The following is an 18,759-nucleotide window of genomic DNA, read 5'->3' as shown; positions in this document are numbered from 1 at the left end:
CCACTGGAGCGATCGCAATGACTGAAGTAATAGACAAACAAACCCTAAAAGAACGGATTGAAGCAGTTAAAGGCAAACGGGAGTTCTTGCTCAATTTACTCGAACAGCCGGACTTAGGAACCCTGCGGCTCGATGTCAACCAAGCATTAGAAGAATTAGATGAATTGGTTGAAGAAGCTGCCGAAGTTTTTCCCGAGTGAACCGATACTCGCAACCCGAGAATGAATCCATCATTTCCAGAATGTTAATGAGTTAATTAAGGAATTAGGAGTTAGTTTTCCTGATGTTTAAATCCTTAGAAAAAGCCAAAAATATGGGCATATTCGATAAAGGAAATTAGAGTCAAACTACTTTTATCATTGCGGAAAAAATAAAGGATCGTTTATGATTTTCTGCTTTGATTGTGAAAATTATCAAAATATCAAAAATAATGAGTATTAAAACACCGGATTGGGTCAAAAATGCAGTTTTCTACCAAATTTTTCCCGATCGCTTTGCCAAGGGGAAAAACAACACCTCTAAGCAAAAGTTTAATCCTATCCTGCAACCTTGGCAAGCAAAACCAACATTAGATGGTTATAAAGGGGGCGATCTATGGGGAGTTATTGAACGTCTCGATTATTTGCAAGATTTAGGCATTAATGCTCTCTATTTTACCCCTATTTTTCAATCTGCAAGCAATCACCGCTATCACCCTCACGATTACTATAAAATTGACCCGATGTTAGGGGGAAATGAAGCCTTTACTGCCCTTAGAGAAGCAACCCGCGATCGCAATATCAAAATTGTTCTTGATGGTGTTTTCAATCATGCCAGCCGAGGCTTTTTCTTTTTTAATGATATTCTCGAACATGGAGATAAATCCCCCTGGTTAGATTGGTTTAAAGTCGAAGGTTGGCCGCTTTCAGCTTATGATGGCAGTAAGCCTGCAAATTATAAAAGTTGGGTCGATAATCGCTCTTTACCCCAATTCAATCACGATAATCCCGATGTGCGAGAATATATCATGCAGGTGGGAGAATATTGGCTACAGCAAGGGATTGATGGCTGGCGTTTGGATGTCCCCGCAGAGGTAGAAACCCCTGGATTTTGGCAAGAGTTTCGCGATCGCGTTAAAGCCATTAATCCCGAGGCTTATATTGTGGGAGAAGTTTGGATTGATGCCCGAAAATGGCTCGATGGGACGCAATTTGATGCGGTGATGAATTACTTATTTGCCGTCCCTACTATTGCATTTACGGCGGGCGATCGCGTCGATAAAGAGCTATTAAATAACTCTGAATATTATCCCACTCCGGCGATCGATGCGACGGAATATGCTCATAAAATTAAGGAATTATTTGCGCTTTATGACTGGGAAATTCACCTCGCCCAACTCAACCTTCTCGATAGTCACGATACAGCACGATTATTAAGCATTGCTGGGGAAGATATTGACAGTTTAAAATTAGCGACATTGCTATTATTTACGTTTCCTGGTGCGCCTTGTATTTTTTATGGAGATGAAATTGGCTTAACAGGAGGCATCGATCCGGATAATCGCTGGGGTTTTCCCGAGGAAAAAGATTGGCATCAAGACTTATTAAAATTTCACAAAGAATTAATCGCTTTGCGCCATCAATATCCCGCTTTACAAACAGGAACTTATGAGACTATTTTGGCAGAAAAAATGGTTTACGGATTTAAACGAACTGGGGAAGATTCTGAATTACTGGTCTTGGTTAATTCTGGCTCAGAATCAGCCTCAGTTAACCTAGACGTTGAAAAAACCAATTATCAACTGATTTATGGGGATGCAAAAATAATTAGAGGTGAGAATAATACATTAACTTTAACTTTAAATTTACCTTCAAGACAAGGTTGTATCTTAGGTTAGTGTATAAGATGAATTAGTAGAAAACGCGATCGCGCCACAATTGATCGGCAGTTTTACCGGATTGAATCCTATTATTATCCTCGTATCTCTCTTAATTGGCGCGAAACTGGCGGGTATTCTTGGGTTGGTGATCGCAGTACCCCTTGCCAGCGTCATCAAAACCCTATGGGATAACCCTAAAGCAGAATCGAGCCGAGAAAACCCCAGCAGGAGAAAATCTTAAGATCATGCTCGATCGACGCACCAAACTCGGACTTCAGGCGATCGCCTTATTAACCGCGATCGTCGGCATTATTAACTTATTATCCGCCGTCCTGCCCAGTTTACCCACCCGCATCGACTGGCTTAGAGATCTTTATCCTTTTGAGATTCGTGCGGGAGGGCATTTTTTCGCCGCCCTAACGGGGTTTGGCTTACTTAACCTAGCCAATAATTTACTCCGTCGCAAGCGTTTAGCCTGGCTGTTAGCCACGATCCTCTTGGGGATATCCATCCTCAGCCACCTGATCAAAGGGCTGGATCTTGAAGAAAGTTTGCTCTCAATGCTGCTATTGGGGCAGTTGTGGTGGATGCGACGGGTTTTTACGGCCCAATCCGATCGCCCCTCCATCATGCAAGGAATTCGGGTCATGCTGGGGGCGCTTATATTTACCCTCGCCTATGGGAGCCTCGGTTTTTTTCTCCTCGATCGCCACTATTCCACCCAGTTTAGTTTACCGGCTGCATTGACCCAAACCCTCGCCCTATTTCTGACGGAGGATAATGCTGGGTTACAGGCCACCACGCGCTTTGGTGCCTATTTTGCCGATTCCATTTACCTCATGGGGGGAGTCACCCTTACCTACGCCCTCTGGATGTTACTGCGTCCGGTCATCTTTCGCGATGCAGCCACGGAGGATGAGCGCCGGAAAGCAACTGAAATTATTGAGCGCTACGGTCATTCTTCCTTGGCTCGCTTGGCTTTGTTACCGGATAAGTCCTATTACTTTAGCCCCTCGGGACAAACCGCGATCGCCTATGTACCCAAAGGACGAGGGGCGATCGCTCTCGGCGACCCCATCGGTCCAATGGGCGATCGCCAAGAGGCCATTTGGGGATTTCAGCAATTTTGCGATCGCAATGACTGGCAACCCGCCTTTTATCAAACCCTACCAGACGATCTGGAAATCTACCGCAGTCTCGGCTTTAAAGCCCTGAAAATTGGCGAGGAAGCCGTTGTTAATCTGAAAACCTTTACCTTAGAGGGCAAAGCGGGCAAGCATCTCCGTACCGCCGTGAATAAGTTCACCAAACAGGGCTACCGTGTAGAATATTATGCCCCCCCGATCGCCGATTCCTTACTGCAAGAATTACAAGGCATCAGCGAGCAATGGCTTGCATCTATGCAAGGATCGGAAAAAAAGTTTTCCTTGGGCTGGTTTGATTATAATTACTTAAGAGAGTCCGATGTCGCCGTCGTACACAACAAAGCGGGAAATCCGGTTGCTTTTGCCAATACTATCCCAGAATACCAAATTCCCGAAGCGACCCTCGACCTCATGCGCCATCAGGCCAATATAGAACAAGGTACAATGGATTTTCTCTTTATCTCCATGTTGCAACACTTCCAAGCACGGGGATACGAAAGTTTTAATCTCGGTTTAGCGGCACTCTCTGGGGTTGGGAAAACTGGGGAAGCAACACGGCTGGAAAAAGGAATGCACTATCTCTACGCACATCTTAGCCAATTTTATAATTTTCAAGGACTTCGTGCTTACAAAGATAAGTTTCATCCCGAATGGGAATCTCGCTATCTCGTTTATCCCGAACTAGCGGCACTCCCGAATATTGTCGTCGCTTTAGTCCGTGCTGACTCTGACGATCGCTTAGGAGATTATTTTGGGACTCAGTTTTTGAGTAATACTTTTGCCAATGGCTTTAAAAAGTTCTCAAAAATCCTGCCCATTGTTATCAGTCTAATGTTATTTGGCCTCTCTCTTCTGGCGATCGGTCAAGAATTAGAGAAATCAAAGCCTCAAGAAATTCTCAATAGCTTGCAAGGGATTTCTGTACCAGGGTTGTTTTTTGCTCTAGCACTAACAGTAGTGAACTATATTCTGCTGACGGGTTACGATGTGCTGGCCACTCGCTATGTGGGTGAGTCTTTACCCTATCGTAAAGTCGCCTTAGTCTCCGTCATCAGCTACGCTCTAAGTAACAGTATTGGCTTTGCTTTGCTGAGTGGGAGTGCCATTCGCTACCGTTTCTATAGCGCTTGGGGTTTCTCTGCTGGGAAAATTGCTCAAATTATTACCTTCTGTAATATTAGCTTTTGGATTGGCTTGTTTGCCGTGGGAGGGATTACTTTTTCGGTTGAACCCCTAAAGATACCGAAACAGATACGTTTACCCTTTGATTCTATTCATCCGGTGGGGTACATCTTTCTCCTGACGATCGCCGGCTATCTGATCTGGAGTGCCAAAGGACGGCGATCGCTGCGAATTAAACAATGGGTACTGCCTCATCTTCCCCTACCCCTCTCCCTTGGACAGATCGCTGTAACTTCCTGTGACTGGATTTTAGCCGCCGCCGTACTTTATGTGTTGCTACTCCCTGCTAACTCACTTTTATTCTGGAGATTTTTCAGTGTTTATGTCCTAGCACAACTTGCTGGCATTCTCAGTAATGTTCCAGGAGGACTAGGGGTTTTTGAAACCGTACTCATTTTACTGCTTTCACCGCCCATCGCCACCGAAAAACTGCTGGAGGCTCTGTTAGTTTATCGAATTATCTACTATTTCCTGCCCCTTTTTCTGGGGACGATCCTTTTCGCACTGTATGAATTGAAACGGCACAAACGGCGATCGTAGCAGATTTAATTTGAGATTAGAAATGCGATCGCCTTTTCTAAAGCTGCCAATTTTAAAGTTAATTGAGAATCCGATCGCACTGCTAAAATTTGTAACAAGCGATCGCGCATTTGCTGATGATGACGCAAAGTTGTTTTGTGATCGCCTTGTAACCCATAGATGCGATCGTTAATTTGTGCCTCGGGTAAGCCGAAAAAGACTCCCCCATCGGTGTGTTGAATGCAGCCCTCCCAAAGGTCAAAAAGTCGCGCATTGCCTGTAATAGTCCCCTCTGGTAAATTGAAACCATAAACGTGCAAACTGAGGAAACATTCCCCGCTTAAATTGCCCATTTGATGAATGAGACTGCGATCGACTAACTTCACTTCTCCTGGGACAAAATCGCATCTTTCCAGAGTCGATAAAATCCCCTCCTCTAACTGATAAGTATAATGCTCTGCGGGGCCGAAACATTGCACCGCACCCCATTCTGTCGCACCGTGATCGTGAATAGCACTATAATCGCGATCGCGCCAAGACATTACCATAATTTCAAAAAAACCACCATCGTAAACTAAATTACGACCATAACAGTCAGCCATAGGATGTTCAAAATCTGCCCAAGGCAGTAAATCTTGAGGATTAATATTAGCAGTAAGAAGGCAATCTCGAATTGTCTTAGGAGTTAGTTGGATTTGACTCTGAATGCGATGGATTAGAGATTGAAGAGAAGCGGGCAAAATCTGAGTTTTGGGGAAACTAGCGACTTGAATCATGAGAGAAAAATCCTGTTATTAATTATTAAGGAATATTAATGAAAAATTGTTCGCTATTTAGGCAAGATCGGGAAGATGAGGAGGAATATCTGGGAAAATTAACTGTAGAATTGCCATATCATGCCAACAGCCATTCAGATAGCCAATTTCTTTTTGAATTCCCACTAACTCAAAACCGAAGTATTGGTGAAAAGTAATACTTTTTTGATTGCAAGCCAGAATTTTAGCAACAATGTGATGGTAGCCAAATTCCTTGACTTGCTGTAATAGAATAGTTTGTAGTTTTTTCCCGTATCCTTTCCCCGTTTCAGCGAGAGAAAGATAGATAGAAGTTTCGCAACAAACTCGATAGCCTTGGCGATCGCTATAGCGTTTAATAATACCCCAGCCGATAGTGCGATCGCCTTTTTGAGCAACTAAAATCGTCTCGCGATCGCTAAATTTTTCAACCTGCAAGCGAATTTTGTCCGCACTAAAAAACTCACAATCCATTGTGGTATTTTTAGCTGCGATCGACTCATTATAGATAGAAGCGATCGCGGTAAAATCGCAAGCATTGTAAGGGCGAATCAAAATTGCATCAGTTTCTCTGGGAGTAGCTTCTAAAGTCATCCTCATGGGCAAAAAAGTTGAATTTCACCAATAATTAAATAGTATGCCAAAAACCTGAAAAAAAGAGTAACGATTCCGAGGAAAAAATACAGGTTATTTTCAGCTTACTCTCAGGGTAATATTAAGGTCTTATTAAGGACGTTGGGCAAACTTAACTAACCATGTTAATAATCGCTCCATAATCGGTTGACTTGTTAACAATTCTAAACGAGCAAAACCACCAATATTGCCCGCATTAATTTCACTAATGCGCCATTTTCCTGCTTCATCCATGAGAAAATCATAACCGAGAGTATGCAGTCCTCGATCGCGATAAGCATCTACTGTTTCTGCGATCGCTTCTTTTTCCTCCGAGGTAATTTCTGCCAAAAAACATTCTCCATCTTTACTAACATTATTAATCCAATGTCCGCTTGCAGAGCGACGAATATAGGCACCATAAATTTCTCCATCCACAACAACAATGCGCTTATCTCCTGCATCGACGCGGGTTAAATAGCGCATGAAAATTAATGGGTCATTTTGAGATTGTTGCAGATAATTCATAACCTCAGAAAAGAGGGTAAACTCTCGCACTCCTGTTAAAAAGTTATCAACCTGAAACTTGCCCTCAAGATACTCAATTTTAAAAATACCTCGCCCCCCACAACTATTAACTTGTTTAGCCACAATAATATTGTATTTCGTGAAAAACTCGAGGGCTTCTTGCCAATCTGCGGTAACAATAGTATCGGGAATAAATGCCTCAGCAACTTTCAGTAAAAAATCAGCTTGAATTTGCTCTTGTTTTCCGGTTGGACTATTGACAAACTTAACAAATTTTTCCCAGTTTTGTAGTTGACGCAAATAACCCGAAGGAAAAGGTTTTAATGTTCGACAAAAAATCAGGTCTATTTCCTGCAAAGAGATGGGGAAATCAGCAAAATTTCCTAACTCTAAAAATCTTTCGTAGGATAGCATTCCGGTAACAGGAGTCACTTGAATTAAAGGGGACTCAGGAGGATTGGCAAAAACGCGATCGCTGGGAATATGAAAAAAGTCGATCTCTGTTTTTTGGGCAAGATACTGATAAAAAGTAGGGACATCTAGAGGAGGGCGATCGTATCTTGTTGGATCGCAAATTGCCAGAATTTTCATAATTTTTTGAGGGGTTAAAAAAGAATAGAAAATAGCCTTAGCTTGCCATACTGCTGCTTTCTCCTGCAACCGCCATTTCTGCTGTCGGCAGGGATTTAATTTGCTTACTTAAATTGGTAATCAAAACGCCAGACATAATGATAGTAAAAGCAATAACTTGTACCCAGGATGGTCGCTCTCCATTGAGTATAAAGGCAAAAGTAACTCCAAAGACAGGAGATAATACCGTCCATTTTCCGATAGTTTTAGAGTCTAGTTTTTCAAGGGCAAAATACCACATAAATTGAGCAAGTACGATGATAATCACTGCATAGATTGACATAGCAATCCAAAGCTGTCCTGAGAATGCTTCCGAGAAATGACTAGGGCCAAATAAAATACTAACGACAATCAAAAAAACAACAGAAGAGATAAAATTACGGCTGAAAACAATAACTCTTAAATTATGGCTTTTTGAGAGCATTAGTTTGCCGATAAGGGATGTTGCTGCATAACATAATGTCGAACCCAGAATCAGCAAATCCCCTTGATTAATCTGAAAATTGTTGCTAATTAAAACAATTGCTAAAATGCCGATAATAATAAATGAAAAACCAACCCATTCCCATTTAAGTATTTTCTTTTTCAATACGATCGCCCCGATCAAAGCATAAATAACGGGTCCAAAACGTCCTAGTAAAACGGCATTGGTAACGGTAGTATCTCTTAAACCTAAAAATATGAGTGTTGAGAGTAAGGCAGCCAAACAACCATTGATCGAGAGTCCGATCCAAGTCTTAGTATCTAGCGATCGCAAGTCCTGTATAATAGGTTTAAGTCCAAACCACATCACTACTGCTAAAGCCGCGCAAAGGTTGCCCACAAATAAAACATTACAGAAGGAAATCGGTGTTTTCATCCCACCGCTTAAACGGGTCGCATTGGCAATCAAAAAAGCAATTAAAGAAGGACGCAATGCGGCCAAGGCACGAGAAGTAACCAGCAGTAATTTTGGATTAGCGTGACTGAGTGCAGATTGAAGCATAAAGAAAATAGAAAAAGAATAAAAAGAGAATGAGAAAAGAAGAAATATTGTACTATTGCCTTTTCCTGAGTATTTTTAATATTGTTACATAGCAAATCTTAGGAGAACCTTAAAATTTATGATTAATACTCTCAAGAACGCTCTCAGTATTGGTCATTTGCATGGTAGAATCCAATAAAGACATTATTTACCACTAAAAACAATACAATAGTATTAAAAAAGACATCTTCAAAATTTCTCCCCTGATTCGGATTACTTAGGGACAATTTCTTATGCACGATCGCGCAACTCCTATCTTACAACTACAACAAGTCAGCTTTACCGCTTCTTTAGGTTCAGAATATTTATTACAAGATCTTAGTTTTGAGATCGATAAAAGCGATCGCGTTGCTCTCATTGGTGCTTCTGGGTCAGGAAAAACGACGCTTTTAAGATTACTCAACCGCCTCGAGGAGCCGGTATTGGGTAAAATTTTCTTCAATACTTCTTTATTTTCTACGCTACCTATTTTACAGTTACGGCGAGAAATTGTTTTAGTTTTACAAGAACCCAAGCTATTAGGAATGCAGGTGGAAGCAGCATTAGCTTATCCTCTCGTTTTACAAAAAATTCCCAAAGGAGAAATAAAAGAAAGAGTTGAAAAATGGTGCAGACGAATGCGAATTCCGGAAGAATGGCGCGATCGCAATGAACTCCAACTCTCCCTAGGACAGCGCCAATTAGTCGCCATCACTCGCGCTTTAATTTTAGAACCAAAAATCCTCTTACTCGACGAACCAACCTCCGCTTTAGATGTAGGCAAAGCGGCTTATCTTTTGACTATTTTAAGGGAACTCAGCGAAGATGAAAAAATGACTATTATTATGGCCAATCATCAATTAGAATTGGCACAAGAATTCGGCGATCGCATTCTTTACCTCCAACAAGGGCAATTAATTCAGGATACTGCAACAGATAGCCTTGACTGGAGTAAATTAGGGCAAGAATTACGCGATCGCGAAAAACAAATTGTTGAAGAATGGGAAAGTTAAGGGCAAAAAAAGAAAAAGCCATTTTCTGGCCAATAAACTATCCTAGAATAAAGGGGGAGAAGAGAAGCACTCCGAGAACATTAGAAGAGAAAACCCATGTCTGAAATAGAAATTAAAACTCGCTTGGTCAACCAAACCTCTAGACCCCATTCCGCAACCCGCAAGCGAGTTATGATGGAAAGCGCCCTTGGGTTAGTCTGTACTCGCAGTTTCCCCGCGATCGTCGGCACAGCAGATATGATGCTAAAATCCGCAGGGGTAATTTTGGTGGGATACGAAAAAATCGGCAGTGGCTATTGTACTGCGATCGTGCGCGGCAAAACGGCTGACGTGCGCCTTGCGGTGGAAGAAGGGGCGAAAACCGCCGAACAATTTGGACAACTGGTCAGCAAAATGGTGCTTCCCCGTCCTCTCCCCAATCTAGAAGCGATCTTTCCCATAGGTACTCACTTAATTGAAGAAGCACAAGAACAACGCGGTTACAGCCGTCTGAGTAATCAATCCCTAGGTTTGCTGGAAACGCGAGGCTTTCCAGCGATGGTAGGTGCTTCGGATGCCATGTTAAAAGCAGCCGATATTCAATTGGCAGGTTATGAAACCATTGGTGATGGTTTATGTACCGCGATCGTGCGGGGAACCGTGGCTAATGTTGCTGTAGCGGTAGAAGTGGGAATGTACGAAGCAGAAAGAATTGGCGAATTTAGTGCTGTGATGGTAATTCCCAGACCATTAGAAGATTTAGAACATACTCTTCCCGTGGCAGAATATTGGCTAGAAAAACCCGATCCTCTACCGTTATTAATGCCCAAGTCAGACCGACAGAAACAGCGCGAAACTCTTGCACTTCCAGAGTTGGAAAAAATGCCGCTTCGATTGAAAAAAAGAGAAGAGATCGAAGAATTTTTAGAGTAATTTAATTACATAACCATATATTTCCCTGTTTATCGTAATAATCATCGCGCCAAAAATTCATTAGTTTCAGCGATCGGTGAACAAACATGAGCAAGCAAATTCAATTATTTTTTAAAATCATACTCTGTATTTTAGGCGCGTGGTTGCTATTCGATATCGTTGCTCATTTCCTTGTCGAAGTGCTTTGGTTTGAGGAATTGGGCTATCTTCCCGCCTTTCTAATTCGTTTTCAAACTCAAGCCAGTTTGTGGGCGATCGCCACGGGTACTTCGTCGATTTTTTTATTGGCCAATTTACGCCTCGCCCACAAGCTGAAACATCCGCCCCCTCCCGATAGTATCGATCGCCGTCAGCGCAAGCGCCAGAAAATAGCATCTTCCCTTTCTCTCTCCCTGACAGAATCAATTGTGCAAAGTCGCCAAACGGCGATCGTCCCCCATACTTCTCCTCCCATTCCCGAAAGGGCTGCCCTGTCTTTAAACTGGCTCTTTTTATCGGTACTGAGTTTGGGCAGTTTAGCGGGCTTAATTGTCCTTCACTATAGCAAGATTGCCCTCAATTATTGGCAGCCCAATTTCACCCTAGCAAAAGTTACCCCGCCTTTACCGCCCCCTTTCGATCTCACTGCTGTCGGAAAGATTCTCAGTGAAAGTCTGGGTCAAGGCTGGGGCATTCATCTACAATGGATTGTTATCGCTGCCTCGGTACTCTTGTTTTTATTTGCCGACAGCTTTTATAGTGTTGCGATCGCCGTCCTTCTCAGTCTTCTTTTTGGCTTCACCCTAGCCGGAAACTGGACAAGAATCCTTGAATTTTTCGCTGCAACCCCCTTTAACCATCAAGATCCGCTTTATCATCTCGATGTTAGTTTTTATCTCTTTCGCTTGCCCTTTTGGGAACTCCTCTATTTTTGGTTAGGTGGATTATTTCTCTACGGTTGGGCGGCTTGCTCCCTCACTTATTTTCTGTCTGGAGATAGTCTCTCTCAAGGTCGTTTCCCTGGATTTTCCCAGCAACAATTACGCCACATTGATATCTTGGGGGGGTTAGTCATGCTGTCCCTGGTTTTCTATCACGCCCTCTCCGTTATAAAATTAGTTTATTCTACTCGCGGTGTAACCTATGGTGCCAGTTATACGGATCTCCACGTGCAACTCCCCGTAGAAGTTATTTCCGGTCTAATGGCAGGGGCGATCGCCGTCTGGTTATTTTATCGCGGTATTTATCATCTCCAACGCGATCGCAGACATACCAAAATACGTCATCCTCTCACGGTCATTTTGCTAGTTCTTTACCTCGTCATTTTCCTTTCTGGAGAAATAGCTGGAAATGTCGTCCAGTCCCTTAATGTACAGCCAAACGAACTAGAAAGAGAAACCCCTTACCTACAACATAATATTGCCGAAACTCGTGCCGCATTTGCCCTCGATCGCATCGATGCGAGAACTTTCGATCCTCAAAATAATCTCAGTCTGGAAACATTACAAAACAATCATTTAACCCTCGAAAATATTCGCCTCTGGGATACTCGTCCCCTCCTGGAAGCCAACCGCCAATTACAAGAAATTCGCCTTTATTATAGCTTTCAAGATGCCGATATCGATCGCTATAATATGCAAATTCGCCAGAAAGGGCAATCTCAAAAACAATTAACGCAAAAACAACAAGTTTTGATTTCTGCTCGAGAATTAGACTATAAACAAGTCCCAGAAGTTGCTAAAACTTGGGTGAATAAGCATCTCGTTTATACTCACGGTTACGGCTTTACATTGTCTCCGGTTAACAAAGTAGCGAAAGGGGGTTTACCTGTCTATTTTGTCCAAGATATCGCCACCAAAGAAGAAGGAGGAACCCTTCGTTTAGCGGATGAAATCATTCGGGGAAGTATTCCCATTGGTAAACCGAGAATTTACTTTGGAGAATTGAGCGATACTTATATTATGACCTCAACAAGAGTACAGGAACTAGATTTTCCTAGCGGTCAAGATAATGCTCAAAATACTTATGATGGGATTGCCGGAATTTCCTTGAGTTCCTTCTGGAAGCGTTTGATTTTTGCGGAATATCTTAAAGATTGGCAAATGCTATTTACGCAAAATTTCACCCCAGACACCAAAGTTCTTTTTCGCCGCAATATTAATCGTAGAATCCGTACAATTGCTCCATTTTTACGTTACGATAGCGATCCTTATTTAGTCAATGCTGACACTCAAGAGCCTGAATCTGCAAGAGTTGGAAACTATTTATATTGGATCGTCGATGCCTATACAACCAGCGATCGCTATCCCTATTCCGACCCAGGAAAACGAGAATTTAATTATATTCGCAACCCAGTTAAAGTTGTCATTGATGCCTATAACGGGAGGGTTAATTTTTACATTTCCAACCCCGACGATCCGATTATTCAAACATGGCAAAAAATCCTCCCGGATCTCTTCAACTCTCTCGAAGAAATGCCAGCCAGTTTACTCGAACATATTCGCTATCCAACGGACTTTTTTAGTATTCAATCCGAACAGCTTTTAACCTACCACATGACAGATATTAAAGTATTTTATAATCGCGAGGATCAATGGCAAATTCCTCAAGAAATTTATGGGGAAGAATTACTACCCGTACAACCCTATCATTTAATTATGCGTTTACCCGAGGAAGAAGAAGAAGAGTTTATTTTACTTCATCCTTATTCTCCTCGGGCCCGTCCTAATTTAATTGCTTGGTTGGCAGCACGTTCTGATGGCGATCGCTATGGTAAATTATTATTATATCAGTTCCCCAAACAAAAGTTAGTATTTGGTGTCAGTCAAATTGAGGCTTTAATTAACCAAGATCCAACAATTTCTCAGCAAATTTCTCTTTGGAATACCCAAGGATCCCGTGTTAGTCAAGGTAATTTATTGGTGATTCCCATTGAAAACTCCCTCTTGTATATTGAACCTTTATATTTAGAAGCAGAACAAAACAGCGTTCCTACTTTAGCGCGAGTTATTGCCGTCTATGACAACACAATTGTGATGGCAAATACCTTGGATTCGGCTTTTCAAGAACTCTTTAAACCGCGATCGCCAGAAGAAACGAATGAAGCCATTATTCGATCGTTAGATGAATTGAACGAACGCTTATTAGAAGGAATTACACCTGAAAATTGAGAGAAATTATTTTATCTCATCTCGAAATTGTCTCAGCGATCGCCGATGATTTTCCATTGCGATACAGCTTTGGAATAAGTTAACATCCAAGTTCGGTAAAAGTTGCGATTGAGATGTCGCTTCATAACCCTCATTCTGCAAGCTATACAATAATAAGCGATCGCCGATCCAAAACCAAACTTCAGGAATATTCAACCGTTTATAAGCCTCCAGTTTATCAATTCCCCCACTGGTGACAACAACTTCAATGACTAGATCGGGTTGTTCTCGATCGGGTCCCAGTTCATAAGATTCATCCCCTTCTCGTTTAACTTGTCCCGACTCACTTTCTAAAGTCATCGATCCTGTTGGTGTAAAATCTAAATCCAAGAATTCTAGATAAATCTCTAATAAAGCACCGATACGTTCTTTGATCGTTTCATATATTTTACTGGGCATTTTGCGAATCTCCAAGACTCCATCCAAAAAGGACAGTCGAACCCCAGGGCGATCGATGAGTTGTTCGACTGCTTTAAATTCTCGCCAAGTCAATTCCGCGATTAAAATGGGTTCAAAACTGGCTTCTGTTTGGCGATCGGGAAGAGTAGCAATCATGGCTAAAATGGTACATGGATCGTTAAATTAATTATAATCAATCTCTATTCTCTCTGTAAAATTGACTTTAAAAATGCCCAGCGATCGCTTATTTCTTCAATGATTTTAGTGGTAGGTTTTCCGGCACCATGTCCCGCTTTAGTTTCAATACGAATCAACACTGGGCGATCGCCAATATGGGATGCTTGCAAAGCGGCAGCAAATTTGAAACTATGGGCAGGAACCACGCGATCGTCGCGATCGGCAGTAGTAATTAAAGTGGCAGGATAATTCGTTCCCGATTTTAAATTGTGTAGGGGAGAATAGGCATATAATGCTTTAAATTCCTCCTCATTTTCTGGCGAACCATAATCCGAACACCACGCCCAACCAATGGTAAATTCGGGAAAACGTAACATATCCATTACTCCTACTGCGGGTAATGCTGCTGCAAATAAATCGGGTCGCTGAGTCATGCAGGCACCTACCAATAAACCCCCATTACTGCCTCCACCAATAGCGAGTTTTTCAGTTGAGGTATATTGATGGGAAATAAGCCATTCTGCGGCAGAAATAAAGTCATCAAAAACATTTTGTTTGTTTAATTTCATTCCTGCTTGATGCCATTCTTCTCCATATTCGCCACCCCCGCGTAAGTTAGGCATCGCATAAATTCCCCCCATCTCCATCCAGATCAAATTAGCAATAGAAAAACTAGGAGTGAGAGAAACATTAAAACCGCCATAACCATACAAATAGGTAGGATTATTTTTATCTTGTTTTATTCCTTTTTTGTAAGTTAAGAACATGGGGATTTTTGTGCCATCTTTACTGGGGTAAAAAACTTGTTCGACCACATATTCATCGGAATTAAAATCAACTTTGGGCTTACGAAATAGCGTGCTTTTTCCTGTTACGATATCGTAATGATAAACTGTTGTGGGTGTTGTAAAACTGGTGAAAGCATAAAAGGTTTCTGTGTCCTCTTTTTTACCGATAAAGCCTCTTGTTGAACCAATTCCGGGTAATTCAACCTCGCGGATAAATTGTCCCTCAAGGGTGAAAATTTTAATGGCTGTATAAGCGTCTTGAAGATAGTCTATAATAAAGCGATCGCCTAAAATTCCAACAGATTGTAAAGTTTCCGAACTTTCAGGAATAATTTCTCGCCAATTCTTCTTTTCTGGATCGTTAATATCGATCGCAATTAAACGACCTCGAGGGGCATCAAGATCGGTACTCAACCAGAAAATAGAACCTTCATTATCAACAAAATTGTAATTCGCTTCAAACTCAGAAATAAGTTCGATAACTTCTCCTTCTGGGTCTTCTAAATCCTTGTAAAAAATTAAATTGCGCGGATCGGTACCCAAGCGAATATGAATAATTAAATAACGACCATCTTCTGTGACATCGGCACTAAATCCCCATTCTTTGCGATCGGGACGATGATAGATAAGAGTGTCTTCTGATTGTTCTGTCCCAAGGTGATGATAGTAGAGTTTTTGGAAATAATTAATGTCTTCAAATTTTGTTTTTTCGTTGGGTTCATCATAGCGACTATAAAAGAATCCTTGGGAATCATTTGTCCACCACGCACCGGAAAATTTAACCCATTTGAGAAGATCGGGTAAATCTTCCTTCGTTGCAATATTTTTAATTTTCCATTCTTGCCAATCTGAACCCGATCGCGAGATACTATAGGCAGCAAATTCTCCATTTTCACTGATAGAAAGACCTGATAAAGCAACGGTGCCATCTTCAGAAAATTGATTGGGATCGAGTAAGACTTCTGGGGTGTCTTCTAATGTTTTTAAGGTGTAAATAACATTTTGGTTTTGCAAGCCATCATTTTTAGCATAAAAATAGCGATCGCCTTTTTTCCAAGGGCTGCTATATTTTTCATAATTCCAGAGTTGTGTGACCCGATCTTTGATTTTTTCTCGTCCAGGAATATTTTTTAAATACGGTAAAGTTACTTGATTTTGTGCTTCAATCCATGCTTGAGTTTCTTCTGTATTCGGGTCTTCTAACCAGCGATAGGGGTCTTTGACTTCAATGCCGTGATAGACATCAATTTGGTCATCTTGACGAGTAACAGGATAGGAAAAAGATTGAGGGCTGTCAGTCATAGTAAAAGAGAAAATAAGAAGGGGTTGTTTGTTTCGTGTAGGCTCGTCTAATCACTATTAGAATCGAGATATAATGGGGGATTTATTCGCTAATCTCTGGATTTGGACTAGATACAGCAACATAAACCCCAAAAATCACGATCGCAAAGCCTATCCATTCTACAATACTCAATTTTTCCGCAAAAAAAACCCACGCTTGTAGAGAACTTCCGAAAGGTTCTAGTAGATAGGCGACTGCTATAATGCTGGATGAAAAGATTTTGAGAATATTGGTTAGCATTCCATGACCGATAACAAAAACAAGAACGAGAAAGAAAACTGCCCACCATCCCGACCAAGAGTAAGGAATAATACGATCTCCTTTTAGCAAAAGAATGGGTAGTAATAAGAAAATACAAAATAAGCAACGCCAAAAAAGAATATTGCTAACGCTTAGATGCACGCGCAGTTGTTCTACTATTAATAAATACCCACCGAAGAATATTGATGACAATAAAGCGAAAAGATCTCCTTGCAATTGAATTGTAGCCATCTGCATATCGCTAATTCCAATGGCGATCGAACCGCCAATGGCGATCGCCATACCCATGAGAAATTGACGATCAAAACTTCGCTTTAAAAATAACCAAGCGAATAGAGTTGTAAATAATGGAGTTAAACTGTGCATCAGTGAAGAGATACCAATCTTTGTTTGCACGAGAGACCATGCCCAAAATATTTGATTGGCAGTCGAACACATTCCCGCACCGAGAAGAAGTAATAATATTCTTAGAGAGTAAATTTTATAATTTGTTGGGCGATCGCTCGTTTCTTTTGCTCGGATAAAATCCCAACTATTTCCCACTCCAAAAACAAGTGTTGCAAATAAAAAACGCATAAATACCGTCGCGATCGGGCTTATTTCTTGTTCGCTCCATCTCACACCAATAGGAGCCGTGGATAGAATCAAGCAAGCAACGATCAAATAAAATAAAGCAAGAAAATTAGCTTGGGTGATAGCTTTTTGTTGTACATTCAATTGGTCTATCATGGCAAAATTTGTATTTTTAGATATTAGAGTAAAATAGAACTAATTAACTATTTTCGGGGTTTGATTTCAGGACGCAGTAGAATAAGTATATTTTTTGCAGTTACAATTCATACCAAACTAGATGCGTTTGCTCTATTCTTAGATATTGCTTTCGCTCTATGCCATTATATAATATCGCGATAATCTTAATAAAAATCTTTATTTTGGGTTAACACTTCACTGTTCTCTATAACTTTTTAGGCTGATTTTCTTTTATTGTTCTCTGTAAAGCTAAATTTACTGGATCGATTACGTTCAAAGAATTTATCATTTTAATCATTTCTCGATCGCCATCTTCTTTAATCCATTGAAGTAAATAAACGATCTCTGTACATCCTGCAATAATGCAATCAATATTCCCTTGATTTGATAATAATTTGGGTAGCAATTGTTTTCCCAATTCACAGGCCAGTTCTCGATTGAGTGCTTTCACTCCACAATAAATACAATCCATCAAAGCATTTTGTAATAATTGATTCGGTTCGCTGTAAGCAATCCCTCTACTTTCTAAAGGTTGAGAATAGACTTTTCCTAAACGGACTCCCTCGGTGCCTAAAATAAGAGGATAGCGTAAATTTTGTTCTTGTAAATATTGGCAAGTAGACTCAACCAAAGAATAATGTTGTAATTGTTGAGCGATAGTGGGAGAATGTTCTTTAAGTTGTTTCCAGACTCGATGTAAAAAATAATGAGCGCTATTACATAAAACGATTATGTCTATCGGTTGATGTGGAGAACTGACCATCTTAACTGCCCTCTCAATTGCTATTTTTAAGAGCATTATGAGTTCGCATTTAAGAGAATTACTGTTTTGTTGAATGGGAATTGTTCGATCCGGAAGAAAACAGGCTTGAAATAAAATAATTTCTCTGGAATTGCCACATAAAGCAATTGCTTGTTTAAATCCTTCCAAACCTGCGATCGGTCCCATCCCACCCAATAAAACTAAGGGTAATCCTTGGGTTTGTTGAGGTCGAAGAATTAACACTTCTGTTGGATAATCTCGATCGCTAATCATTCTATCTTGTTGTTGTCGATCGCGAGCAATCGCTTCCAGTTTTTGGTGATAATTTCTAAGAATGCTAGAGGCTTGTCTCTCATTATGAAACAAATACATTTTTTTGCTTGAAGATAAGGATAAAGAGATATAGGCACTGCTTACTATTCCCTCACTAACTACTCATCATTATAGCGCTATTGTTATGATTGGCAAAGTAGCGATAGTTGCACTAGGGCTATTTCATTCTACAAAAAAGAATAATATAATAGCAGTGACCCTTTCAATTATTCCAAAGCCATGACAATAGCAACCCAAAAACTGATTCTTAAAGAATATCTCAACTATGACGATGGCACAGACACTCGCTATGAATTAGTTAATGGAGAATTAGTAAAAATGGCACTTCCTAGCGGACGACACGGTACGATCGCAAAGTTCCTAGAAAGAACGTATGATACAGAAAATGACCGCTTATCAAGAGAATGGATTACACTTCGAGGGGAAGTGGGTGTTCAATCTCCTCGAGGCGATCGCACTGATACTGTTCGCATTCCTGATGTTACAATAATTCATCAAGAACAATGGCAAGATTTGCAGGATCGAGAAGCAGTTATTCGCTTAAATGAAACCCCGCCTTTTT

General features: G+C 41.0%; 15 protein-coding genes and 2 pseudogenes. 9 read left to right on the top strand and 8 right to left on the bottom strand.

The genetic code is table 11. The features are described from left to right. The first annotated feature begins 17 nt into the window (after positions 1-17). The 5 genes and pseudogenes from JUI58_RS11385 to JUI58_RS27715 all read left to right on the top strand — a co-directional run bounded on the left by JUI58_RS11385 (position 18) and on the right by JUI58_RS27715 (position 4,725). Positions 18-200, top strand: coding sequence for a hypothetical protein (locus JUI58_RS11385; protein ID WP_204103906.1), 183 nt, complete (start codon positions 18-20; stop codon positions 198-200). A 230-nt stretch (positions 201-430) separates the two neighbouring features. Beyond that, entirely contained in the window at positions 431-1,876 is a 1,446-nt protein-coding gene (locus JUI58_RS11380; protein ID WP_204103905.1) for a glycoside hydrolase family 13 protein, read from the top strand. A 40-nt stretch (positions 1,877-1,916) separates the two neighbouring features. Next, positions 1,917-2,099, top strand: coding sequence for an AI-2E family transporter (locus JUI58_RS27725; protein WP_204103904.1), 183 nt, complete (start codon positions 1,917-1,919; stop codon positions 2,097-2,099). A 4-nt stretch (positions 2,100-2,103) separates the two neighbouring features. Further along, positions 2,104-3,756 (top strand): annotated as a pseudogene (locus JUI58_RS27720) (phosphatidylglycerol lysyltransferase domain-containing protein); the annotation flags it as partial. 12 nt (positions 3,757-3,768) lie between these two features. Further along, positions 3,769-4,725 (top strand): flippase-like domain-containing protein, encoded by a 957-nt coding sequence (locus JUI58_RS27715; protein ID WP_348539879.1) that lies wholly within the window; start codon positions 3,769-3,771, stop codon positions 4,723-4,725. A gap of 5 nt (positions 4,726-4,730) precedes the next feature. Here JUI58_RS27715 and JUI58_RS11365 read toward each other — a convergent pair whose 3' ends face one another. The 4 genes from JUI58_RS11365 to JUI58_RS11350 form a co-directional block, all read right to left on the bottom strand. Next, positions 4,731-5,480, bottom strand: a complete 750-nt coding sequence (locus JUI58_RS11365; RefSeq protein ID WP_204103903.1) for a cysteine dioxygenase family protein — start codon at positions 5,478-5,480, stop codon at positions 4,731-4,733. A 57-nt stretch (positions 5,481-5,537) separates the two neighbouring features. Further along, positions 5,538-6,098 (bottom strand): GNAT family N-acetyltransferase, encoded by a 561-nt coding sequence (locus JUI58_RS11360; protein WP_204103902.1) that lies wholly within the window; start codon positions 6,096-6,098, stop codon positions 5,538-5,540. 126 nt (positions 6,099-6,224) lie between these two features. Beyond that, the gene (locus JUI58_RS11355) at positions 6,225-7,229 is read right to left on the bottom strand and encodes a YheC/YheD family protein (protein WP_204103901.1); all 1,005 of its coding nucleotides are present in this window, start codon (positions 7,227-7,229) and stop codon (positions 6,225-6,227) included. 37 nt (positions 7,230-7,266) lie between these two features. Then, the gene (locus tag JUI58_RS11350) at positions 7,267-8,253 is read right to left on the bottom strand and encodes a DMT family transporter (RefSeq protein WP_204103900.1); all 987 of its coding nucleotides are present in this window, start codon (positions 8,251-8,253) and stop codon (positions 7,267-7,269) included. 272 nt (positions 8,254-8,525) lie between these two features. Between JUI58_RS11350 and JUI58_RS11345 the strand changes: the two genes are divergently transcribed. The 3 genes and pseudogenes from JUI58_RS11345 (at position 8,526) to JUI58_RS11335 (ending at position 13,345) form a co-directional block, all read left to right on the top strand. Further along, positions 8,526-9,284, top strand: a complete 759-nt coding sequence (locus JUI58_RS11345) for an ATP-binding cassette domain-containing protein (RefSeq protein WP_204103899.1) — start codon at positions 8,526-8,528, stop codon at positions 9,282-9,284. A 177-nt stretch (positions 9,285-9,461) separates the two neighbouring features. Further along, positions 9,462-10,196, top strand: a pseudogene (locus JUI58_RS11340) (BMC domain-containing protein); the annotation flags it as partial. An 86-nt stretch (positions 10,197-10,282) separates the two neighbouring features. Continuing rightward, a complete protein-coding gene (locus tag JUI58_RS11335) occupies positions 10,283-13,345 on the top strand; it encodes a UPF0182 family protein (protein ID WP_204103898.1) in 3,063 nt (1,020 codons plus the stop codon). A 6-nt stretch (positions 13,346-13,351) separates the two neighbouring features. On the opposite strand, the gene JUI58_RS11330 is transcribed toward JUI58_RS11335, so the two are convergent. The 4 genes from JUI58_RS11330 to JUI58_RS11315 form a co-directional block, all read right to left on the bottom strand. Beyond that, a complete protein-coding gene (locus JUI58_RS11330; protein ID WP_204103897.1) occupies positions 13,352-13,939 on the bottom strand; it encodes a Uma2 family endonuclease in 588 nt (195 codons plus the stop codon). Between the two features lie 44 nt (positions 13,940-13,983). Further along, entirely contained in the window at positions 13,984-16,050 is a 2,067-nt protein-coding gene (locus tag JUI58_RS11325) for a prolyl oligopeptidase family serine peptidase (RefSeq protein ID WP_204103896.1), read from the bottom strand. A gap of 82 nt (positions 16,051-16,132) precedes the next feature. Further along, positions 16,133-17,080 carry a DMT family transporter gene (locus tag JUI58_RS11320; RefSeq protein ID WP_204103895.1) on the bottom strand — a complete coding sequence of 316 codons (948 nt, stop codon included), beginning with the start codon at positions 17,078-17,080 and terminating at the stop codon, positions 16,133-16,135. A 226-nt stretch (positions 17,081-17,306) separates the two neighbouring features. Beyond that, the gene (locus tag JUI58_RS11315; protein WP_204103894.1) at positions 17,307-18,236 is read right to left on the bottom strand and encodes an aspartate/glutamate racemase family protein; all 930 of its coding nucleotides are present in this window, start codon (positions 18,234-18,236) and stop codon (positions 17,307-17,309) included. 180 nt (positions 18,237-18,416) lie between these two features. Between JUI58_RS11315 and JUI58_RS11310 the strand changes: the two genes are divergently transcribed. Then, positions 18,417-18,759, top strand: a 343-nt coding sequence (locus JUI58_RS11310; RefSeq protein ID WP_204103893.1) for a Uma2 family endonuclease, incomplete at its 3' end; no start/stop codon positions are given.

It is taken from the genome of Spirulina sp. CCY15215 (assembly GCF_016888125.1).
Taxonomy (GTDB): Bacteria; Cyanobacteriota; Cyanobacteriia; order Cyanobacteriales; family Spirulinaceae; genus CCY15215.
This window is presented reverse-complemented; position numbering and strand designations above follow the sequence as displayed.